11 protein-coding genes are annotated in these 24,750 nt (G+C 43.8%); 8 read left to right on the plus strand and 3 right to left on the minus strand.

Translation table 11 applies throughout. From position 1 onward, the window contains the following. The first annotated feature begins 359 nt into the window (after positions 1–359). From OC25_RS11045 to OC25_RS11065, 5 genes are all read left to right on the plus strand, one after another. Positions 360–920 (plus strand): RNA polymerase sigma-70 factor, encoded by a 561-nt coding sequence (locus OC25_RS11045; RefSeq protein WP_052266144.1) that lies wholly within the window; start codon positions 360–362, stop codon positions 918–920. A gap of 67 nt (positions 921–987) precedes the next feature. Continuing rightward, a complete protein-coding gene (locus tag OC25_RS11050; protein ID WP_039475708.1) occupies positions 988–2,181 on the plus strand; it encodes a FecR family protein in 1,194 nt (397 codons plus the stop codon). A 135-nt stretch (positions 2,182–2,316) separates the two neighbouring features. Further along, positions 2,317–5,754 (plus strand): TonB-dependent receptor, encoded by a 3,438-nt coding sequence (locus tag OC25_RS11055; RefSeq protein WP_082018580.1) that lies wholly within the window; start codon positions 2,317–2,319, stop codon positions 5,752–5,754. 14 nt (positions 5,755–5,768) lie between these two features. Next, positions 5,769–7,646, plus strand: a complete 1,878-nt coding sequence (locus OC25_RS11060) for a RagB/SusD family nutrient uptake outer membrane protein (RefSeq protein WP_245221967.1) — start codon at positions 5,769–5,771, stop codon at positions 7,644–7,646. Positions 7,647–7,783: 137 nt separating this feature from the next. Then, entirely contained in the window at positions 7,784–9,289 is a 1,506-nt protein-coding gene (locus OC25_RS11065) for an alpha-L-fucosidase (protein ID WP_052266145.1), read from the plus strand. 65 nt (positions 9,290–9,354) lie between these two features. On the opposite strand, the gene OC25_RS11070 is transcribed toward OC25_RS11065, so the two are convergent. The 3 genes from OC25_RS11070 to OC25_RS27890 form a co-directional block, all read right to left on the minus strand. Continuing rightward, positions 9,355–9,786, minus strand: coding sequence for a MarR family winged helix-turn-helix transcriptional regulator (locus tag OC25_RS11070; RefSeq protein WP_039475713.1), 432 nt, complete (start codon positions 9,784–9,786; stop codon positions 9,355–9,357). Positions 9,787–9,789: 3 nt separating this feature from the next. Next, on the minus strand, positions 9,790–10,305 hold the full coding sequence (locus OC25_RS11075) for a GNAT family N-acetyltransferase (RefSeq protein ID WP_039475714.1): 516 nt from the start codon (positions 10,303–10,305) through the stop codon (positions 9,790–9,792). 166 nt (positions 10,306–10,471) lie between these two features. Continuing rightward, positions 10,472–10,618, minus strand: coding sequence for a hypothetical protein (locus OC25_RS27890; RefSeq protein WP_156131453.1), 147 nt, complete (start codon positions 10,616–10,618; stop codon positions 10,472–10,474). Between the two features lie 88 nt (positions 10,619–10,706). On the opposite strand from OC25_RS27890, the gene OC25_RS11080 reads away from it, so the two are divergent. From OC25_RS11080 to OC25_RS11090, 3 genes are all read left to right on the plus strand, one after another. Next, positions 10,707–11,489: a helix-turn-helix domain-containing protein gene (locus OC25_RS11080; protein ID WP_039475716.1), complete on the plus strand. Its 783-nt coding sequence runs from the start codon at positions 10,707–10,709 to the stop codon at positions 11,487–11,489. A gap of 80 nt (positions 11,490–11,569) precedes the next feature. Beyond that, on the plus strand, positions 11,570–12,103 hold the full coding sequence (locus OC25_RS11085; protein ID WP_039475717.1) for a dihydrofolate reductase family protein: 534 nt from the start codon (positions 11,570–11,572) through the stop codon (positions 12,101–12,103). Between the two features lie 1,020 nt (positions 12,104–13,123). Further along, the coding region (locus tag OC25_RS11090; RefSeq protein ID WP_039475720.1) for a Calx-beta domain-containing protein at positions 13,124–24,750 on the plus strand (11,627 nt) is incomplete at its 3' end.

The following is a 24,750-nucleotide window of genomic DNA, read 5'->3' on the forward strand; positions in this document are numbered from 1 at the left end:
ACTTTCCGACTTCGGTCTTTTTAACCACCTCAGACATTTAAGAACATTCAAGCTTTCAGCTTTGGTCTTTGCGCTTAATCTTCGGACCTCCGACTTTCCGACTTCGGTCTTTTTACCACCTCAGACATTTAAGGGCATCCAAGCTTTGGTCTTTCAGCTTTCTGCTTTAGTCTTTCCGCTTAACCTCCCGCCCCCGGTCTTTAACTTAAATCCTTCCGTTCATTTTGATCTTACCGTAATTCTTATAAATTTGCTGTGACCAAATGCATTAACTAAATACCATACCGGCGGAAATCCCTTATTTATATCCCATTCCATTTTTTGTATCAACCAATTTAACTATCCCATAATAGATAAGCATGTTCAGTAAAAACGGCGAAGATGTTGTTGATGTTTTGCAACCAGAGCAGCTTTTTAAAAAGCTTTACCGGCGTTTATACGATTTTGCGTATTACCTCTTAAAGGATAAAGAACTGGCTGAAGATGTGGCACAGGATGCTTTCGTGGTTTATTTAGAGCAGCAGGAAAGTATCGCCGCTAATTTCAACGCGATAAAATCATTTTTATACACCACCGTAAAAAATGCCTGTTTAAATAAAATCAGGCACAATAATGTGGTTGATGTTTATCATAAAAACAATCCGCTGGATATTTATTCCGATCCCCAGATTCTGGAGGGCATTATCCATACCGAGATTATTGCTGAGATTTATGACCAGATCAATGCCCTCCCGCCCGGATGTGCCATGGTAATCAGGTATGGTTATTTAGAAGGATTGAGCAACAGCGAAATTGCCAAACTGATGAATATTAGCATCAACACGGTTAAAAGCCAGAAAAAACGTGCCTTATCTTTAATGAAAATACACCTTGGCAAGGCTGCAATGGCCCTTTTTGTGGCCATGTATCTCCATCATTAATTTTTTTAAAATATTTTCCATCCTTTTTTACGCTTCAGGTTTCTTAGTTCTATAGCCAATATAAACGATGAAAGAAGAAGACTTTGAATTAGCCGAATTAATTTCAGGATACCTGCGCTGTACCTTAACCCCGGAAGAGGAGGAGCGGTTAAAGTCGCTTTTGGCAGCAGATGAAAAAAGGTATAAATTATTGGAAGCTTACCGTGCTGCCGGCCCCACGGCAGCGCGTCTGGCCAATATGGATAGTGTGGATGTAGATCAGGCCTGGCGCAAGGTTAATAGCCGTTTTCAGGCAACCCAGGTTGTTCAGCGTAAAAACCGGTATGCATGGCTCAAATATGCGGCTATTTTAATTGCAGTTATTGGCGTTTCTATTTTCTATTTCAATTTAAATAAGCCTGACCCTGGGATTATTCCTGATATCACCAAAACCTATAAAAATGACGTTTTACCGGGTACGCAAACTGCTAAGCTGATTCTTTCGGATGGTACTCAAATAGCATTGGATAAAGAAAAGCAGGTAATTGGCGACGAAAAAGGAACCACCATTGTGAGTAATCAGGGTGAAATCAGTTACGGACAGTCGGCCACCAATGCACTTGCAGCTGCAAAATACAATACACTTATTGTACCTAAAGCCGGAACATACAAAGTAACCTTACCTGACGGTTCAAAAGTAATGTTGAACGCCATGTCTGAACTGGAATTCCCGGTTAGTTTTACCAGCAATGAACGAATAGTGAGTTTAAAGGGCGAAGCCTATTTCGAAGTGGCCAAAGATGCTGCCCGTCCGTTCAAAGTTAAACTTAACGAATCGGAAGTTGAGGTTTTAGGTACCCATTTTAACATCTCGGCCTATAACCAAACCGCAAAAACCACACTCTTAGAAGGATCGGTTAGGGTGAGTAATGCTAAAAGCAGCAACATGCTTATTCCCGGTAAACAGGCGTTATCCGATCAGCAAAATATTGCAGTTACAAAAGGCGATGTAGACAAAGCCGTGGCCTGGTGTAAAGGCGATTTCTATTTCAGTAATGATGCAATAGAGCCCGTTTTGACTGAAATAAGCAGGTGGTACGATTTAAAACTCGTTTACAAAAGGAAAATACCCGAAATCCATATTACAGGACATGTAAGCAGAAAGGCTAAGTTAAGCGAAGTGCTCGATATGCTTAAAGACGTAAGTAACCTTTCTTTCGGTATAGAAGGCCGCAACCTGATTATCAATCAACCAAATATAAACCAAACCGAAAAAATATGATGTAAAAACAGACCGAACCACACATGTCTGGAAAAAATGAATACCGGAAGTGTACCACCACCTCCGGTAAGTAATTCAGACACGAAAAAACAGTATAAACCGAACTTATTTCTCTAACCTAAATCAAACGAAAGTATGAATTTCTTTTGTCACAGACAAAATATTGCCCATCGGGAAGCAATTTCCGGTATACCCATAGTGATCAGAATTATGAAACTTGTTACCCTTTTAATCTTTGTGCTTCAGATTGGTGTATTCGCCAACGGAAGGGCTCAGCAGGTTAATATTTCGGTAAAAAATGCGGAACTAAAAACCGTTTTTACCGAGTTGAATAAACAAACCAGCTACCGGTTTCTTTATAACGAAGAAACCATCCGAAAGGCTTTGCCGGTTACCTTTAAAGTAAGCAATGCGGATATCAATACTGCCTTAAGTAAAGCCCTGCAAGGCTCGGGTTTAGGGTTCAGGATTCATGGCGAAACCATCACCATTTTAGAAACGGCTAAAATAAATCCTGTTGCCCTAAAGGTCTTAACCATTACCGGAACAGTAAAAGATACCTCGGGGCTTGCATTACCGGGTGTTACCGTACAGGTTAAAAACAAGCCCACTATCGGTACTGCTACTGATGGAAATGGCGCCTTTGTGTTAAAAGGAGTGCCGGAGGGAGCGGTACTTGTTTTTAGTTTGTTAAGCTACAAAAGTCAGGAACAACCGCTAAATGGCCGTACAGTGATCAATGTGGTGCTTAAAAACGATGAAGCCAACCTGAGTGATGTAGTGGTAGTTGGCTTTGGTAAGCAAAAAAAGAGTAGCCTGGTCAGTTCAGTAGCTTCGGTAAAGGGCGATGCGTTGCGCATACCCACGCGTAGTTTAACCAATGCCATTGCAGGCCAGGTGCCTGGTATTATTGCCATTCAACGATCTGGAGAACCGGGTTATGATAATGCCGAGTTCTGGATCAGGGGGGTAAGCTCTTTTGCCGGCGGAACCAATCCGCTCGTATTGGTTGACGGGATACCCCGCGCCATGACTGATATTGAGCCAGATGAAATTGAAACCTTTAACGTATTGAAAGATGCCGCTGCTACTGCGGTATATGGGGCTGAGGGCGCTAATGGTGTAATTTTAATTACTTCTAAACGTGGTATAGTGCAAAAAACAAAAATTACCTACCGCGGCGAGTATACACAGAATAAACCCACCAGGCTTCCCGAATTTATGGACTCGTACGATTACCCTTTTGCCTACAATGAGGCTTTGAGGAATGAAGATAGTCCGGTGTTTAAAACAGATGAACAGCTGGCTTTGTATAAAAACGGAACAGATCCTGATTTATATCCGAATACCAAATTTCTGGATGTTATGCTTAGGGATAATACCTTTAATACCCGCCATACTTTAAATTTCAGGGGGGGAGGCGATATCGCTAAGTTTTTTGTTTCCGGGGCCTATTATCAGGAAAACGGAATTTTTAAATCCAATCCCAACAATATTTACGATAATAATTTGGGTCTTAAGCGTTATAACCTGCGCAGCAATATCGATTTAAATGTGACCAAAACAACCATTTTGGGGGTAGATTTGAGCGGACAGTATCTTTTAACCAATTACCCCGGTACCGGAACTGCAGCCATATTTTCGCGGATGATGGGCGTGCCCGGTTATCTCTTTCCGGCCGTTTATTCTGATGGCACCATAGCCGGTCACCCTGGTATTCCAAGTAGTAACAGGGTAAACCCATATAATTTATTAATGGAGTCTGGTTATGCCAAAGAGTGGAGAACAAGTTTGCAATCCAAATTATCATTAGATCAGAAATTAGATTTTATAACCAAAGGATTGAGCTTTAAAGGGATTGTTAGTTTCGATGCTACCATGAACTATTACATGAACAGGCTAAAATCGCCTAAACAATTCAACGCAACCTCGCGCGATGCCAATGGTAAACTAATCTATGTTCAGGTTGGAAATCCTGAAACCACTTTGGGCGAGCCTGTAGAAACAAGTAATGGCCAGAAAAATATCTATCTAGAAAGTTCATTAAATTATAACCGGGTTTTCGCAAACGACCACACCGTTGGCGCCATGTTGTTAACCTATCAAAAAGAGGCGCAGCAACAAGGCGAAGCCCTGGCCTTTAAAAAGCAAGCCTATGTAGGCCGGGTAACTTACAACTATGCCAACCGATATTCAATAGAAGGGAATTTTGGTATTACCGGTAGTGAAGCCTTTTCACCCGAAAACCGGTTTGGGTTTTTCCCTGCAGTAGGTGGTGCCTGGTTTGCCAGCAATGAACCTTTTTATCCTGAAGCACTACGCAAAGTAGTATCATCGTTAAAATTCAGGGCATCTGTGGGTAAAACGGGTAACGATAATACAGGTGGGGCAAGGTTCCTTTACCGCGGTACCTACACCACTGGCACAACCGGGTATCCGATCGGAATTGGTGGCACCGGCTCACTGAATGGTCTAAATGGTATTGTAGAAGGACGTTTTGAAGCACCCGATTTAACCTGGGAGATTGAAAACAAACGGAACTACGGAATAGATATCGAATTTTTTAAAGGCGCTGTCGATTTTTCTGTCGATTATTTCGATAACCTGCGCTCCAGTATTTTATTGCAACGCCGCACCGTTTCGGGCGTTACCGGATTCAGGCAGTCGCCATGGCAAAATTTTGGTTCCGTAGCTAACAAAGGGATGGATGGATCAGTTAACATTAAACAAAATATTGGCGAGTTGAAATTAACGGCCCGGGGTAACTTAACTATTGCCAAAAATAAAATACTTGAGATTGATGAGCTGCCACAGCCTTACCCCTGGATGAACCAAACCGGTACCAGCATAGGGGAGTGGAACCTCTATACCGCTGATGGTTTATATACCGATAACGATTTTACCCTGACTACCGATGCTGCCGGAAAACGCACCTATACTTTAAAACCAGGATTGCCGGTAAGCACCCTGGGGGGAGTAGTCAGGCCCGGTGATATTAAATACAAGGATTTAAACGGAGATGGGAAGATCGATAATTTCGACCGCAGTTACTATACAGGCAGCAATCCTGCAAACCCGGGTATTGTGTATGGCTTCGGCCTCAATGCCGAGTATAAAGGCTTTTATGGAAGTATCTTTTTTCAGGGCGTAGCCAAAACCTCAACTGTATTTGGCCAAAACGCTGCAGGTAACTTTTTCCCATTTGCTTTTGGTGTAGAAGAATCAAATTTAAGGGCTGAAGCGGCAGACAGGTGGACAGAAGCTAATCCCAGCCAAAATGTAATGTTCCCAAGGTTACATTCTATCAGTTTTGCAAACAATCAGGTAGCAAGTACCTGGTGGCTGCGTGATGCCAGTTTTATACGTTTAAAAAATATTGAACTGGGGTACCGTTTCCCTAAAAAAATGCTGCGGAAAATTGGTTTCGAAACCGGCAGGATATACTTAATGGGTAACAATATCGCCGTTTGGGATAGCATTAAAATGTGGGATCCTGAGATCGGCAATGCCAATGAAGGGCTAAATTATCCTATTCCACGTTCGTACACCATTGGCATTGAGTTTAATTTATAATATCCAAAGAAGAAATGATGAAATCAAAAATATATAAAGCCCTGTTGCTATGCTGCATAATCATCAGTATGGGTTCTTGCAGTAAAAACTATTTAAATGTATCTGATGAATTAGCCGGTCAGCTTACACTCGACCAGATTTTTTCTACCCCGGCTAATGCACGTGCCTTTCACCGCAATATTTTTGCAGGTATTGGTACTTCATCGGCAATGGTTTTTCAGTTATCTACTACAGCCGTTAGGGGAGTAGACAATCCCTGGCCAGCTTTTACCGATGAAAACAGAAACCAGCAAGGCGCTTTCAGGGTAGAACCACCTGCTGGTTTTAATGCCTCAAGTGCGCCCTTTAGCCGTTGGGATTTATACCTGTATATCCGCCAGGCCAATGTTTTTATGGCTAACGCTAAAATTATACCTCGTGTTGGTGGCACTTCATCAGGTGGTACAGTTGCCGATGCCATTGAAGAGCCTGAATACAAAAAGCTCATGGCACAGGCCAGGTTTTTAAGGGCCTATTATCACTATTTGTTGTTCGAGCTGTACGGGCCGGTTCCGATTATGGATAAGACCGTTAACCCGAACGATGCCGATCTGGATTTTGAACGCAACAGTGTAGACGAAGTAGTTAATTTTGTGACTAAAGAGATGGATGCGGTAGCACCTGATCTGGATGAGTATATTCCCTTAACCGATATCAATAACCTCGCATTGCCAACCAAGGGTGTTGCGCTGGCGGTAAAGGCCAAAATACTGGTTCTGGCCGCAAGCCCATTGTACAACGGAGGTTTTGCTGAAGCCATGGCCTTAACCAATAAGAGTGGTAAAAAGCTGTTCCCGGCAAAAGATGATAATAAATGGCAAAAGGCAGTTAGTGCGCTTCAGGATTTTATTAATTTCTCGGTGGGTAAATATGATTTGTACCGCGAATTTACGGCTGGCGTTTTAGATCCCGATAAATCGATTTATCAGTTGTTTCAGGCCATGAACAGTGAAGTAATCTGGGCAAGTGGCAACGAAGCTTACGGGAGTATTTCTTCCGGAGATGGTATGGTGCGCCGGGCAACCCCACGCAGTCAGGGTGGCTACGGAAATGTTGGCCCTACCCAGGAATTGGTAGATGCTTTTTTTATGAAAAACGGTAAATCCATTAACGATCCCGGATCGGGCTACAGCGAGGTAGGTTTTTCTACTGTAACCGAGGTGCCTGCAGGAAGATCGGAAGCCGGAACTTTTAACATGTATGTAAACCGCGAACCCCGTTTTTATGCTTCGATTGTTTATCATGGAAAAAGATGGCCGGTAACCAATGCGCTCATTAAGTTCACCAAGGGAAATGGTAATGACATTGCTTCTAACTATTCGATCACCGGCTACAACATGTACAAACGTTTAAACAGAACAGTAAGCCAGTCGGTAACCACGGCACCGAAAACTTTTTACCGCCCTTCTTTTATCTTTCGCTTAGCAGAGTTTTACCTTTTATATGCCGAGGCATTAAACGAAGTTAATCCGGCCGACCCTAAAATTGCACAGTATGTAGATCTGGTACGCGAACGTGCAGGTATTCCAAAATGGAGTGTAAGTAACCCGGCTATAATAGGCAACCAGACTTTGCAACGCGAGGCGATCAGAAAAGAAAGCCGCGTAGAGCTTTGTTTTGAAGGACAGCGGTATTTTGATGTGCGCAGGTGGATGATTGCCGAAAATGCTTCCGGGCAGGGCGCACAGGGAGGCCCTTTCTATGGTATGAACGTAGGGGCCGAAACCGATGCCGATTTTCTTAAACGCACACAGTACGAAACCAGGGTGTTTACCCGTGCCTACTATTTATGGCCTATTCCACTGGCAGAAATTCAGAAAAGCACCAAACTGATTCAGAACCCCGGATGGTAAACCAGGGCAGGCTTTAAAGCCTGCTATAACAATCTTTAAAATATGCGCTCTTTAAAGGCAGCAGCATAATTGCTGTTGCTTTTATACCTAAATTTATCACCTCAAATTGAGTTTATCCAATACAACCAACAACACAAATGAAAAAGATTATTTTTTTAATTTCCCTGCTCTGCACACAGGCCTACGCTCAGAAAAGCATCGTTAGCCTTTCGCCTGGCGATAGTGAAAGTACCATCATTGCCAAGGCTGCCAATATAACCCCCTCGCCACGGCAGTTGCGCTGGCAAATGCTCGAATTAACGGCATTTTTTCACTTTGGCATTAATACTTTTACCGATAGGGAATGGGGCGATGGTAAGGAAGATATCAGCGCTTTTAATCCCGCGCAATTAGACGCCGAACAATGGGTTAAGGCCATAAAGGAAGCTGGTTTTAAACAGGCTATTATTACCGCCAAACACCATGATGGTTTTTGTTTATGGCCAAGTAAATTTACCGAACACAGCATCAAAAATACCCCATACAAACAAGGTAAAGGCGATATTGTAAAAGAAGTAGCCGATGCCTGCAGAAAATATAATATTGGTTTTGGTGTTTATTTATCGCCCTGGGACCGCAATAACGCTTCGTACGGAACCGATGCATACAATACTTATTTTGTAAACCAGTTAACCGAATTGTTAACTCAATATGGTAAGGTAGATGAGGTTTGGTTTGACGGCGCAAATGGCGAAGGCCCTAACGGCAAGAAGCAGGTATATGATTTTAACAGCTGGTATACCTTAATCAGAAAGCTACAACCCCAGGCGGTTATTGCTGTGCAGGGTCCGGATGTACGCTGGGTTGGTACCGAAACTGGTGTTGGGCGCGAAACCGAATGGAGTGTTTTGCCTATGGGCGAGCAGAGCCAGGAAAAAATAGCGGCTTTATCTCAAAAAGATGTTAACGTGATCCCAACCTTAACGGGTTCTTACAAAGACCAGGACCGTGGCAGCCGCAGTAAACTGGCCAATGCAACAGGTTTGGTGTGGTATCCGGCCGAAACCGATGTGAGTATTCGTCCGGGATGGTTTTACCACAGCAATGAAGATGCAAAAGTAAAAACGCCCGCTAAACTAATGGATATCTATTTTACCTCGGTAGGCAGAAACGGTGTTTTACTTTTAAATATTCCGCCAGATAAAAAAGGGCTTATTGCCGAAAGTGATGTTAAAAACCTGGCTGCTTTTGGACGCAAAATGAAAAGTACGTTTAGCCACAATATTGCTCAGACGGCAACCGCTACATCAACAACTGGCAAAGGTTTAAAAGCCATGTTTGATGGTAAATTAAATACCTATTTTACTACTACAGGTAAAGATACTACTGCTACTATCGAGTTAAACTGGACCAATAATGCAACTTTTAATGTACTTGCTTTACAAGAAAACATAGCCGTGGGGCAACGTATTGAAAAGTTTGAAGCTGAGTATTTTGATGGTAAGCAGTGGAAGAATTTTGCAATGGGCACTACAGTAGGCTACAAACGTTTGCTGAAGTTTAATACCGTTACCACTAAGCAGGTGAGGTTTAAAATATTGGCTTCGCGGTTAAACCCTACATTAGCCGAGTTTGGTTTGTATCTTTTGGATGAGAAAGGGTAACTGATAGGATGCATATCAAAAAGAGGACAGTTGTATTTGCGGCTGTCCTCTTTTTTTATACTTAATTATTTAAAGAGCAATGCGCTAATGGCCGCTATATTGTTGCTTAATTTGTCCTGTTCTTCGTCAGTAAGTTTGCCAATCATTTCTTTTACCTGTTGATTAGAGGCCGCATCGAGGCTGTTAAAAACAGTATGGCCAGCAGCTGTGAGCGTTAACAAACTCATTCTTGCATCAACAGGCGAAGGCTCTTTGGCAATCAGGCCGTTTACTTCAAAACGTTTTAAAACTTTACTCAGATAGCCTTTGTCGATATCAATCTGCAAGATAATGTCAGAAGCACTTACGGGCATATTTGCATGTATTTCGTAAAGGATTCTGGCTTCGGCTAAAGAGTAACCGCTGGCCAGCAAATGACTATCAAGCAGACCAATTAGTTTGGTGTAATTGCGGTTAAATGATCTGATAGCCTGAATAAGCGGGGTTTCGTTTTTCATCCCTTATGTTGTTGATTGTTCAGGTATTTTTAAGTCAAAACGCCTTTCCAGTATTGCTTTACCAAAATGATCGGATGGGTTTTCTGCTGTCAGTTTGAATCCAAACCTTTCATAAAGTGCTGTTGCGGTATCCTGATCGGCGGTTGTCCAGAGGTAAGCATGTTTAACATTTCTGGAATGCATAAAATCGATAAATTCCTGCATCAGCAATTTGCCTAAGCCAATACCGCGGTACTCAGGTTGCAATATAAAATACCTGAACTGCAGTTGTTCTTTACGGTGCTGGGCTACTAAACAGCCAATCATTTTTTCCTGATGTTCACAAATCCATATTTTATCTTTTTCTGGATCGTATGCCAGGGCAAACTCCTTTAAGCCTTCCAGTACATAGGCCTCAAATTTCAGTCCGTAGTTACATTCTTTTGCGTATAAATCGCCATGGATATAGGCCAGGTAGCCCAGGTCGCCTGGTGCAAGATGATTTCTGATCTGTATATCCGATAATTTAATTTGTTCCATATCACGATATAGTTGACTTGTTCAACTATATGCAAAGTAAATTAATTTTGTTGAATTTGTCAACTAATTAATTAAAGTATATTCGCTGTGTCCTGAAAATTGGATATTTGTTGAATGGCCTGTCTACAAAAAAAGTGTTGGGTTACACAACTACATGAGGCAATTGTTATTCAAGGCTTTTGTAATGAGGTAATGACGAAAATGTTCTTGCCTTTTTATGTACGGTAGGCGCAAGCTGGTAGAACAGTACCCAATAGGTAATCACCATAATCAATAAACCTAAGAGCGCACTGATTATATCTTTCGTTTTCATACCGCCTGTAGTAACAATAATAATGCCGCGTAACCGAAATGCGCATGGAAAATGTAATTTTAGGCTAAAACCCGCATCTTTGCAAAAGATGCAAATTCAATACTACGATATACTGCCCGTACTGAAACCTTATATTCGTTCCATTTGTACAATGGATTGCGGGGGCGATGCTGATACCAGCCACATCCGCGTTTTGCCCGATACCTGCGCAGAAATTTTTATCAATTATACACCTGCTCCGGTTGCCATAATCGGTAACGAATTGTATAAAGGCAGCATTGTTAGTTTTAGAACAAATAAGCCTGTTGATGTGCAGATGAGGAAGGGAGCTGGTTGTATCGCCATTTGTTTCCATCCGGGTATGGCTTATCGTTTTTTTAAAATTCCATTTCATTTATTATCCAATACTACCACATCGCTGACCGATCTCTGGAGTACAAGCGCTGCAGCTTTGGAAGATCTTGTGGTACATGCAGGTAATAATAAGAGCCGTGTGGCTTTATTGCAGCAGTATTTGTTGCAGCAGCTGGGTAAAGTTGATGATAATCCGCAGATCAAATATTGTCTTCAACAGGTTCAGTTATCAAAAGGATTAATTTCTTTAATCACACTCACCAAAAATATCGGTATCAGTCAGCGGCACCTTGCGAGACAGTTTCAGCAATTTGTGGGTTTATCGCCACGAGAATACCTGCGGGTTTCCAGATTTATTTATTCGCTTGAGCATCTGAGCAATCATGCTGCGGATTCCCTTACTCAAGTAGCTTACCGCAGTGGTTATTACGATCAGGCCCATTTTATCCGTGATTATAAGCAATACACTGGTTTTACACCAGGCGAAGTGTTGCGTAACAATAATATTCAATACTAAACGCTTTCTTAATTTTTGTCCGTTCTGTACAATTGAGCGGGCGTAGCTTTGCTCATATTTGTATCCTAAATATAAAAAACATGAGAAAGTTAATACTGGGCCTGGCCATTAGCCTGGATGGTTACATTGAAGGAGCAAAAGGTGAATACGATTGGTGCTTTACCGATCAGGATTATGGTCTTAAAGCTTTTTTCGATCGCATTGATGCCATGTTTATTGGCAGAAAGAGTTACGAAATGATGCAGCAGCACGAGAACAGCAGCGATGCTGCGATACCAGGCATGCCGGTACTGACTGAATATGTATTTTCTGAAACATTAAAATCGGTAAAAGCAGGCGCCATACTCATTGCTGAAGATGCGATAACCGAAGCGAGAAGAATAAAAGCTGAACCTGGTAAAGATATCTGGTTATTTGGCGGCGCATCGCTCAGCGAAAGCATGATGCAGGCCGGCCTGGTTGATGAGTTGTGGTTGTCGGTTCATCCGGTTTTATTGGGAAGTGGTAAACCGCTTTTTCATCAGCACAGCAACCGGGTAAGCCTACAACTGCTCGAAAGCAAAACTTACGAAACGGGCTTGGTATCTTTGCGGTATAAGGTGATTAACGGTTAACGTTTACATTTTTACCATATAAGACAATTAAGAATTTGAGCTGCAGGTTTATGTAATCTCATATCTATTAGGTATTTAAGCAGGTATGAGATTGCTTATTCCATCTCCCACATACTCTTCCAACTTCGGACCTCAGACCCCGGACTTTTTTTCACCACCTCAGACATTTAAGCAAACATAAGATTGCTTATTTCCATCTTCTATTTTCCAGCTTACCGTTACTGCAACGTTCAGATTTTAAAAGAATTGTGTTGTAGTATTAATTATATGTGGTTGAAAATCAGAATATTGTTTTTCTTATTGACATTTGTAACATTGTTTTTAGAATTAAATATGGATTTTTTCTGCAAAAGCTCATTATATTCGTGGCCACAACGCTTATTGGCTGCTGGCAGCGAATAAGTTAAGTGTTAGCCGTCTAAAATATTAATATGAGCTCCCGAACAATTGAGTACAGCAATTGGTGCATGTCCTATGCGCTATCCATCCAAACACAACACCCAATTATTCCCGCAACTTTAAAGTTTTGTATTAGAAATTAGCATCATGGCTAACAGGAAGCGCTAAGCTTAATTTTAAAAAATCATCCCAACTCTCGTCGTTAAATCCATCTATCCCTCTTGTATGAATATACTTTTACTAAACCGTTTTATGCGACCTTTATCCAGGGTTGCTGCTTACTATTTCTTAAGTCATACTTTGTTGATTTGATTGATTGATAATCAAATCAAGCTGTAAGTTAAAAAAATACGATTCAGTGCGTATGGCTGAGCTAATCAGTCAAATCCCTGTTTAAAATCTATCCCCATCCCTATTATCATGAAAAGACTACGATTCCGGAGCCTTTATGCGCAAGCTGCATCCGGTACCTGCTATGCCAAGCCCTGTGGGGCAGGTATAAGCCATTGGCCTGCTGCTTCAATCGGCTTGCCGGCTAAGCTGAGCAGTATAAACTGCCCTTTCGAAATAAGTTCTCACCTGATTATAGCACCCCTTTTTTAAATTCTATCCCTAAATAACATGAAAAAACTACTACTACTCAGTTTTTTAATGCTGATCATGTCAAGTGTTTTCGCGGCCGACTACTATTGGGTAGGTGGCGCGGGTAACTGGACAGATCTAAGCCATTGGGCATCCACTTCTGGTGGCGTGGCCAACAGATCTATTATCCCTGGAACAGGTGATGATGTTTATTTCGACGCCAATAGCGGCCTGGCCAATAATACTTTGGTTACGCTACCTACCACCGGGCATGCTTACTGTCGTAACATGTCGTGGAATGGTGTAACCACCAATGCCATTTTCAGAAACACAGGCAGTTTTCAGCTGCAGATCAATGGTAATCTGGAACTTGCAGCCACTGTACGCTACGCCATTATGACCATCAATTTTACAGGCAGCAGCAATGCTACTTTCCGGACAAATGGAGCGGTGAGGGTAAATACTGCAGGGCTTTATAATTCCTTTATTGTAAACAAACCAAGTGGGTCGCTTACCTTATTGGATGGGATTCCAAATGATTTGGCTGTTCAAAATCTGACGCTTACTGCCGGAACTTTGAATTTATCAGGGCAAACCCATGGGTTTGTTAACCTTGTTGCAGGAGGTAGCACAGTTAGAAGTATGAATATTACTAATGCTTCGCTTACACTGGGCTCAACCTGGGATACCCGCGGATCGAATATGACGCTTACCGCAACTGGGTCGACCGTTACTGCCGATATGTTTCATTCTGCAGGCCTTACCTTTGATAAAGTATTTGCCATGCGGGATAATCCGGACATGGATATCAATAACAATACTTTCTCAGAGCTGACACTTGCAAGTACAGTTTCACAAATAGGAACGCAACGAATTGGCTCCAACAATACGATAGGCAAGCTTGAATTTAAAAGCGGCGGACGTATAGCAGGTGGAGGCAACATAATCGGGCAACTAATTCTGGCACCTGGAAAAGGCTATATTTTTCATGGTACCAATACAATAAATACATTGATGCAGTTGAACACCGAAGACTGTGATGCTTTGGGTGAGTTGAGAGGGATAGATGCGAATGCGAAATTGAGTTTTGGTGCAGGAGCTACTGCAAATATTAAAAATGTTTTCATTACCAGTCTTACTGCCTTAGGCAATATTGCTCCAATACCTGTTGTGGGTGTTGATGGCGGTAGTAATCTCGGATTTAATATCACCCCCCGTACTTCGGGTAATGCCACTTTATACTGGGTGGGTGGCGCAGGCGATTGGAACGATAAAAGCCATTGGAGTGCAACGAGTGGCGGCTCGGGTGGAGCCTGCGTACCTTTTACATCAGACAATGTAATATTTGATGCCAATAGTGGTTTTACCAGTGGCAATAATACGATTTCAGTGACCAGTACAGTTCGGTGCCATAACATGACCTGGACAAACGTAACAGGCTCGCCTGTTTTTGATATTGGTGGGTATACGATGGAAATCTGGGGTTCGGTTGAATTGGATCCTACCTTAACACTAGCTGCCGCCAACACGCAATATGTTAGGGGTAATATACAGTTAAAAGGTACAGAAGCCTCTACTTTTTTAACCAAAGGAGCAAGTTTAGGAAATCCTTTATTCAATATAGATAAAACAAGTGGCGGTGGAATTACCTTGATGGACGACATTAACTTTCCAAACCTTAGCCTCACACACGCAAGGGGAGGTTTGTCAATGGCAGGTAAAACCGTCAACATATTGTTATTCAACAGTACTACAGGAGTAGGTCGTACAATTGATATTAGCAATGCAACCATTACCGTAAATAATTGGAACCTGGGCTTAACCAATGTAACCTGGGTTAACAATGCTGCGGGATCTTTTATTACCGCCAACAGAGCTTTTACTGCAAATGGTTTAGCCTATCCAAAAGTATACTGTAATACGGTATTGGATGAGGTTAATATTCAAAATACAACTATTGGCGAATTGACGTTCACCAATACTGCTCCTGCAAATGGTTTAAGAGGGCTGTTAGGTGGAAACACCGTTGGCACCCTGGAGTTTAAATCAGGCGGTTTGTTACGGGGTAACAACACCATCAATAATTTATTGTTGGCACCATCTAAACCATACGCCATTTGGAATACCCAAACAGTTACTGGCCTGTTTCGCTTTAACAGTCCGGATTGTAATGGTTTGGGGGAGTTAAGAGGGGCGGAAGGAACTTCGGCAACGATTAATTTCGGACCAGCAGCTACGCGCGATCTTAACAATATATATTTACAGAACATGACTGCTACAGGTAGTGGGGTGCCGGTAACGGTAACAGGTGCAGATGCAGGTGGCAACAGTGGCTTTACGATTACCACATCTGGTGCGGGTGCAAGGTACTGGGTAGGCGGTTCTGGCGATTGGAGCGATTCGGCGCATTGGAGCAATACCAGTGGAGGTGCCGGAGGTGCCTGTGTACCAACCGCAGCTAACGATGTGTTTTTTAATGCCAGCAGTTTTACCAGTGGTAGCAGTGCTGTAACCATTAACAGTACGCAAGCCTATTGCCGTAACATGAACTGGACAGGTGCAAACTTTAGTCCGACTTTCACAAAGCCCGCCACATTGGATTTAGAAATCTGGGGTGATTTGGTAATGAACAATAACGTGAGAATGGATGCAGCCCTTACTTTTACAGGTTCTTCTAGTACCAATATTACTTCTAATGGTGGTGGTACGGGTGCAACACAGTTCATTTTCTTAAAGCCAGTAGGTTATACCGTTACTTTACTCGATAATTTCAGTAATCCGGTTGCCTACTTTTTCCCACGCAGTGGAGGAGTTGATTTGACTAACCGCACAGTTGTTTTAAACGGTTTTGATAATTCAGGATCAACAGTAGCTACAAATATTAATATTACGGGTGCAAACATTACCGGTGCCTGGCGTTACCAGGGTGGTATTAAAACCTTAACGGCTACGAATTCGGTAATCAAAGCACGCCGCTTTTTAGTAGACGGTGGTACTTACAATATTGTAGATGCCACTGGTGGAACGGCGAGCGATTCTTACGTGAATAACACTACAGTAAACGACTTACTTTTCAGTAACCCTTCAGCAACATCAGCAGTGTTTATCAATGGAGGTAACACGATTGGACGTTTAGAGTTTAAAGGAAAAGGAAATATTGCAGGTACAGGCAACACCATCGAAACCTTGATCTTCTCGCCTGGGAAAGTATATACTTTCTTAAGCGGTTCTACCAATACCATTACCAAAGATTGGTTTGGAAGTGGTACTCCTTGTAACCTCACCGAAATCAACAGTTCGGCTGCGGGTGCCTTTACGATTAATAAAACCGCTGGTGCTGTAGAGTTTGATTATGTGCGTTTACGCAACATTACCGCAACAGGTATTACGCCATTTAAAGCTTTAGAGCACTCAGAAGATCTGGGTGGCAATACCAACTGGAGCATTTCTCCATATAACAACAGTACACCAATACTTGGCCTTGGTCCGGATAAAACACTTTGTGCCGGCGATTTCCCATATACCATTAAAACCGATGGTTTCTTTGCGTCGCCAATGGCTACTTATACCTGGGGCGATGGTAGCACGAATTCGAGTTTAGCTGTTGCAGGCCCGGGTACTTACACGGTAACGGTGAGCTATCCTGACGGTTGTTCGCGTACCGATAATATCGTAATTACCAGAAGCGATGTAGTAATTAACCCGATAACCGGAACACCTAATGTATGTGTTGGAGCAGCAACTAACCTGACTACTACAACTACAGGAGGTGTTTGGAGCAGCAGCAACACGGCTGTAGCTACCGTGAGCGCTACAGGCGTGGTAACCGGTGTTACTGCAGGTACTGCCGATATCATTTACACGGTAACCAACAGCAACGGCTGTGTAGGTGCTTTAACACAAACGGTTACGGTAAATGCTATGCCAACGGTTAATGCCACAACCGGTCCGAACACTTTATTTGCAGGTGATAACATTACTTTAAGCAACACTACCCCTTCGGGCGTTTGGAGCAGCAGCAACACAGCTGTAGCTACCGTAAGCGCTGCGGGTGTGGTAACCGGTGTTGCAGCAGGAACGGCCAATATTTTATATACCGTTACCGGCACAGGCGGTTGCTCGGTAAGCAGTACAACAGCCATAACGGTTGATGCATTCGACCCGGCTAAACGCGTACTGAGCATTACCAAAACAACCGATGCAGCCGAACCGGCAACTAACGGTGCTTTTGCCATTAGTTTACCAACAGGCATTAACGCCATAGAACCGGTTACAGTAAATTATACGGTTAGCGGTACCGCTACTTCGGGCAGCGATTATACCGCATTAACAGGCACTGCAACCATTGCTACCGGTCAGAACAGCGTTTCAGTTCCGGTTGATGTAACAGATGATAGTATTATCGAAGGTGCTGAAAGCGTTATTGTTACTTTAACTTCAGGTACCTCTGCTAAATACACTTATACCGTTAATGGTGCTGCGGGCAATGCTACCGTAACCATTGCAGATGATGACGATACCCCGGCGAACCATTTATTGGGCGTTACGGCTCAGCTCAATGCCAACGAACCAACCAATACCGGTACGTTTACCATTGCATTACCTGCCGGCATTTCTGCTGCAGAAAATATCACGGTGGCCTACACCATGAGCGGAACATCAACCAATGGTGTTGATTATGAAACGCTTTCGGGAACGGCAATCTTATTGGCTGGTCAGAATAGTGTGGTCATTAATGTGAAAGCACTGGATGATCAGATTATTGAACCAACGGAAACCATTATATTAAACTTAACAGGAGGTACATCAGTTTCGGCTGTTACCTATCCTGCCGATGCAGCTAAAAATACGGCCACTTTATTACAGGCCGACAATGATAATACTGCAGCCATTAAACAGCTCGCAGTAACCAGCAATGGCAATGCAGCAGAACCTGCTACCAACAGCAGCTTTACCATTAGCCTGCCAACAGGTTATGTAAGTGCTTTGCCAATTACCATTACCTATGCCTTTACAGGTGCAGCCACTTACGGTGCTGATTATAGCAGCACTTCGGCTACTACGGTTACCCTGCCTGCAGGACAAAACAGTGTACAGGTTCCGGTTAATGTTATCAACGATAATTTGATCGAAACCACTGAACCGGTTATTTTAACGATTACCAATGGGGTGGCCAAACAAGGCGCCACTACGGTATTTACTTTAACGCCTGACCCTGCAGCGACCAGCGCAAGCCTGAGCATTGCCGACGACGACAATACCACAGCAAACAAAACACTAACAGTAACTGCCCAGAACGGGGCAGAGCCTTCAACCAATGGTGCATTTACCATTAGTTTACCTGCAGGTGTACTGGCTTCTGAAAATGTAACGGTAAATTATACTATATCGGGAACTGCAACCCCAGGAACAGATTATGCTGCTTTACCGGGTACTACAGTAATTCCAGCAGGAGCCAACAGCGTAACCGTTCCATTAATTGTGATCGACAATAAAGTAATTGAAAATACCGAAACAGTTATTTTAACCCTTACCGGTGGAACTTCTGCCAATTTCGACTATACCCCCGGAACGACCAACAGCGCTACTGCTGATATTGCGGATGACGATGCGGCGAGCAATACTACTGTAGTACTGTTAACCAAAGTATCAGATGCGGTAGAAGGCGGAACAAAAGGCCAATACCGCGTTTCATTGCCTCCGGGTATTACCAGTGCAGAAGACATTACCATTACTCTATCTACAGGAGGAACGGCAACGCGCCCTGCAGATTATTCACTTACCGGACTTACAGGCGCTAACCTGGTTATCCCGGCAGGTACCAACGAAGTATTTGTTGGCGTTGATGCTATTGACGATAGTCAGGTAGAAGGCCCTGAAACGGTAACCTTAACCCTTAACAGTGCCACATCGGCCTCAACAACCTATAGCATCGATCCGACTGGAAACGGTGCAGCAGTTACCATTATCGATGTAAATGCAGCAAGCACTACTGCTTTAGAAGTGATAGCAGGTACCAACGCAGCAGAGCCGGCAACTAACGGTGCTTTCAGCATTAAGCTGGCTGGTGCAGCTACTTCGGCATGGCCGGTTACTGTTGGTTATACCGTATCGGGTACCGCTGTTTCCGGTTTAGATTACCAGAGCTTTGGCACCATCACCATTCCGGCCGGACAAAACAGTGTTGCGGTTGATGTGAATGTGTTAGACGATCAGATTTTTGAACCAACTGAAACCATTAATTTCAAAGTACTTTCGGGTAGTGCCAAGGATGGATCGGGTAATGCCTATATCTTCCCGGCCGATCCGGCCAAAGAAACCATTACCGTAAATATTGCGGATAATGATGTAATCCCAGCTAATCAGGTATTGCAGGTGGTTAAAACTACCGACGCAGCAGAACCGAATGTACCGGGCAGCTTTACAGTAAGTTTACCTGCCGGTTATTCATCGAGCGCGAACTTAACGCTTAATTATACCATGAGCGGTAGCGCTACACGCAATACAGATTATACCGTTTCTACGGTTACGCTTCCGGCTTATGCCAATAGCGTGTCTATTCCGGTTTTGGTAATCGACGATAAGATTGTAGAAGCTACAGAAACCGCCACACTTACACTAAACAGCGGAGTTGATGGAAACGGTTTTAACTATACCGTTGGCGCAGCAGCTGCAGCCACAGTTAATATCGCAGACGATGACAATACTGCTGCCAACAGGATGTTGAGTGCGGTAACCACTACCCATACTGCTGAAGGCAGTACAGCAGGTACTTTTACCCTTAAATTACCAAACAACATTACGGCAGCCAGCAACATTACGGTAAACTATACCGTAGGTGGTACGGCAACCAGCGTACTTGATTACGCCGCATTGTCAGGAACGGCCACCATTTTAGCAGGTCAAAACAGTGTAGCAGTAACCGTTACACCAGTAAATGACAACATCATTGAGCCTACCGAAACCGTGACCCTTACCATTACTGATGGTACAGGCGGCGGCAATACCTATGCAGCTTTAACAGGTAGCGAAACTGCTTCAATGGATATTGTGGATAATGACGATACTGCTGCGAAAAGAACACTAAGGATTACAAGAACGACACATGGAGCAGAGCCAACCACCAATGGTGCGTTCAGTATCCAATTACAGGATGGCAGTCTTCCGGTATCTTCAGAAGATATCACCGTAAACTATACCGTAACAGGTACGGCCGCTGCAGGAGTAGACTATAAAACATTAAGTGGTTCTATTGTGCTACCAGCTGGACAAAATGCGGTAGCGTTACCAGTGGAAGTGATTGATGATAAGGCAATGGAATCAACGGAAACGGTAATTGTAAAAATTACCGGAGGTACTTCTGCCAGCTTTACTTTCCCGGCAACAGCGAGCCCAACCTTTAGTACGGCAACCGTAAATATTACCGATGATGATAATATCCCAGCCAATAGGGTATTGACCCTTACCAAAATTGGCGATGCCTCTGAATCAGGGGATATCGGTTATTTCCGTGTAAGCTTGCCTCCAGGAATCACCCTTCAAGGAACGCTTAACACAAACTATAACTTTACAGCTAGCACCGCTAATTTGCCAAATGCAACCAATCCAGACTTTTTTAATCCTGGAGTAATCAGTATTCCATCTGGACAAAACTATATAGACCTGCCAATTAAAGCAGTAGATGACAATTTCATTGAAAATACTGAAACGGTAGTGATGACGCCTGTAACCAGTTATAGTTATACCGGTTTGCCTGTGGGCTCTAATTTCGTATGGGGCAGTACAGCGCCTGTTTCCATGAATATTCTCGATAATGACAATACCCCGGCGAACCGTGTGGTGGGTGTGGAGATTGTACATAATGGAAATGAGGCGATTGCTGGTGAACCAGGTGGCGTAAGAGCACGTTTCAAATTAATGGGAACTGCTACCAGTTCGGAAGAGATCACTATTAACTATACTATTAGTGGTAAAGCCATATTGGGTACCGATTATAACCCTCTTTTCCCAACACCGACACATTTTAGTGGTGTATTTAAACTCTTGCCAGGCAATCAAGCTTTTGAAATGGCAAGTACTGTGGTAGATGATGACATTATAGAAGGTTTAGAAGACGTAGTATTAACTATCGACAATGCCTCTTCAACCAGTTTCACCTTTACCCCTGATGCCGTAATGGGTAAGGCTACAGGCCATATTGCAGATAATGATAATTTACCAGCCAATTTAGTACTGGCTGTAACTAAAACAGCCGATGCGACAGAAGGCGGAGCAAACGGCGAATTTACCATTAGTCTGCCGGGTACAACTGCGACGGCTACAGAAGCCATCACAGTAAACTATACGCTTTCCGGAACGGCAACCAATGGTACCGATTATACGGCTTTAGGCGGTTCGGTAGTGATCCCAGCGGGTGATCACGAAGTGAAAATCCCAGTGAATGCCCTAAGCGATCAGATCATTGAAGGATTGGAAACGGTGATTTTAACCATCACAGGAGGTAACTCAACCAGCTTTGCCTTTACGCCAAGTACTGCTAACGCCAGTGCTACGGTAAACATCACCGATGCTACCAATACGCCAGCAAACACTACGTTGAGCATCACTAAATTAAATGATGCTGCCGAGCCAGGCACTTCAGGTCGTGTAAACATGGCCTTGCCTGCAGGTATCAGCAGCAAGGAAAATATCACCGTGAATTACACGATTTCGGGTACAGCAACGCCAGGTACAGATTACGCCACGCTTTCAGGTACGGCAACTATCCTGGCTGGCCAAAACAGTGTGACCGTTCCAATTTCGGTAATTGACGATCAGTTGATTGAACAAACCGAAACGGTTGTGCTTACACTTGCGGGCGCCAGCAGTACCAACTTCACTTACACTGCTACCGGTAATGTAACGGTTAACCTTGCCGATGATGACAACATCCCTGCTAATCTGGTACTTAATGTTACCAAAACCCAGGATGCGGCAGAACCTGCAACCAATGGTAATTTCAATATTGCATTGCCAGCAGGCTTAACTGTACCAACCGATATTACGGTAAATTATACCGTAACAGGTACCGCAACTGCGGGATTGGATTATGCTTCACTTTCTGGTGTACTGACCATCCCGGCAGGAACCAACAGTGTAGATTTACCATTAACCGTAACCGACGATCAGCAGGTTGAAGGTACCGAAAACGTAACCTTAACGGTAACTTCGGGTACAGCAACCGGTTTAGCCTTTACTGGTGGAACCGCGGCTACGATAGACCTTGCCGACGACGATAATATTCCGGAAAATCTCGCTATCAGCATTCAGAAAACAAATGATGCAGCAGAACCGGGAACAAACGGAAGCTTTAACATCAGCTTACCAGCAGGCGTTACTTTAACGGAAGATATTACGGTAACTTATACCGTAGCCGGAACAGCAACCGCAGGTACAGATTACACTACCTTAACAGGATCAGCGGTAATTCTGGCTGGTCAAAACAGTGTATCGGTTCCGGTATTGGTGATTAACGATAACATCATCGAGCGAACCGAAACCGTAACAGCTACTTTAACCGGAGCTACTGCTACCAGTTTCACCCTTACTGCTGCCGGAAACGCAACAGTGAATATTGCCGATGATGATAACACGGCAGCTAACCGCGAAATACAACTTTCGGTGAACAGAAATGGGGCTGAAGGTGTAGCGGGTGCCACAGGTGGGGTAAGATTTGATTTCAAACTGCCTGCAGGTATAACTGCTGCAGAGGACATCACTGTAAATTATACCATTGGTGGTACAGCCACACTGGGTACGGATTTTATGCCATTAAATGGAACGCACTTCACCGGAACCATTAAGATTCCTGCTGGTCAGAACCTTGTAGCGACTGCAAGTACTACAGTTGATGATCAGATTATAGAAGGTACAGAAAACGTAGTAGTTACCATAACAAGTGCAACTTCAACCAATTTTACGTATGCGTTTAGTGGCCCGGCTACTGCTACTATTGCCGATAATGACAATACCCCGGCTAATCTGGCTGTAAGCATCAGCAAAACAGCCGATGCAGCAGAACCAGCAAGCAACGGTGCATTCAGCATTAGCTTACCTACAGGCGTAACGGCGACAGAAGATATCACCGTAGCTTATACTATGAGCGGAACGGCAACCGCAGGCACAGACTATACCGCCCTGAGTGGATCGGCTGTGATCCTGGCAGGTCAGACCAGTGTGAACGTTCCGGTATTGGTTAAAAACGATAACATCATCGAAGGTACTGAAACCGTAGTGGCTACTTTAAGCGGCGCTACTTCGGCTAACTTCAGCTTTACCGCAACAGGTAATGCGAGCCTAAACATTGCCGATGATGATAACACGGCTACTAATCTGGCTGTAAGCATCAGCAAAACAACCGATGCTGCAGAACCAGCGACTAATGGCGCATTCAGTATCAGTTTACCAACTGGTGTAACGGCGAACGAGGATATCACGGTAGCTTATACCGTGAGCGGAACTGCAACAGCAGGAACAGATTATACCGCCTTAAGCGGATCGGCTGTGATCTTAGCAGGTCAGACCAGCGTGAACGTTCCTGTACTGGTTAAAAACGATAACATCATCGAAGGTACAGAAACCGTAGTGGCTACTTTAAGCGGCGCTACTTCGGCTAACTTCAGCTTTACCGCAACAGGTAATGCGAGCTTAAACATTGCAGATGACGATAACACCCCAGCTAACCTGGCTGTAAGCATCAGCAAAACTGCAGATGCAGCAGAACCAGCAAGCAACGGTGCTTTCAGCATTAGCTTACCAACAGGTGTAACCGCTACGGAAGATATCACGGTAGCTTACAACGTAAGCGGAACAGCAACTCCTGGTACAGACTATACCGCATTGAGCGGATCGGCTGTGATCTTAGCAGGTCAGACCAGTGTGTCGGTTCCGGTGTTGGTTAAAAACGATAACATCATCGAAGGTACTGAAACCGTAGTGGCTACCTTAACCGGTGCTACTTCGGCTAACTTCAGCTTTACTGCAACGGGTAATGCAAGCTTAAATATTGCCGATGATGACAATATTCCAGCTAACCTGGCTGTAAGCATCAGCAAAACAACCGATGCTGCAGAGCCAGTAAGCAACGGTGCATTCAGTATGAGTTTACCAACAGGTGTAACTGCTACAGAAGATATCACAGTAGCTTATACTGTGAGTGGAACGGCAACTGCTGGTACAGACTATACCGCATTAAGCGGATCGGCTGTGATCCTGGCAGGTCAAAACAATGTGAACGTTCCGGTACTGGTTAAAAACGATAACATCATCGAAGGCACAGAAACCGTAATTGCTACCTTAACCGGCGCTACTTCGGCTAACTTCAGCTTTACCGCAAGTGGTAATGCGAGCGTAAACATTGCCGATGATGATAACACGGCTGCTAACCTGGCGATCAGCATCAGCAAAACAGCAGATGCAGCAGAACCAGCAAGCAACGGTGCATTCAGCATCAGTTTACCAACCGGTGTAACGGCTACAGAAGATATCACGGTAGCTTATACTGTGAGCGGAACGGCAACTGCAGGAACAGACTATACCGCATTGAGCGGATCAGCTGTAATCTTAGCAGGTCAAAACAATGTGAACGTTCCGGTACTAGTTAAAAATGATAACATCATCGAAGGCAC

The sequence above is a fragment of the Pedobacter kyungheensis genome (assembly GCF_000812965.1).
Lineage (GTDB): Bacteria > Bacteroidota > Bacteroidia > Sphingobacteriales > Sphingobacteriaceae > Pedobacter > Pedobacter kyungheensis.

Coding starts and splice junctions, on each gene's coding strand:
- OC25_RS11060 (WP_245221967.1), top strand. CDS start 5,769: ATGATGAAATCAAAAATATATAAAGCCCTGTTGCTATGCTGCATAATC.
- OC25_RS11070 (WP_039475713.1), bottom strand. CDS start 9,786: ATGAAAAACGAAACCCCGCTTATTCAGGCTATCAGATCATTTAACCGC.
- OC25_RS11080 (WP_039475716.1), top strand. CDS start 10,707: ATGCAAATTCAATACTACGATATACTGCCCGTACTGAAACCTTATATT.
- OC25_RS11085 (WP_039475717.1), top strand. CDS start 11,570: ATGAGAAAGTTAATACTGGGCCTGGCCATTAGCCTGGATGGTTACATT.
- OC25_RS27890 (WP_156131453.1), bottom strand. CDS start 10,618: ATGAAAACGAAAGATATAATCAGTGCGCTCTTAGGTTTATTGATTATG.
- OC25_RS11065 (WP_052266145.1), top strand. CDS start 7,784: ATGAAAAAGATTATTTTTTTAATTTCCCTGCTCTGCACACAGGCCTAC.
- OC25_RS11075 (WP_039475714.1), bottom strand. CDS start 10,305: ATGGAACAAATTAAATTATCGGATATACAGATCAGAAATCATCTTGCA.
- OC25_RS11055 (WP_082018580.1), top strand. CDS start 2,317: ATGAATTTCTTTTGTCACAGACAAAATATTGCCCATCGGGAAGCAATT.
- OC25_RS11045 (WP_052266144.1), top strand. CDS start 360: ATGTTCAGTAAAAACGGCGAAGATGTTGTTGATGTTTTGCAACCAGAG.
- OC25_RS11050 (WP_039475708.1), top strand. CDS start 988: ATGAAAGAAGAAGACTTTGAATTAGCCGAATTAATTTCAGGATACCTG.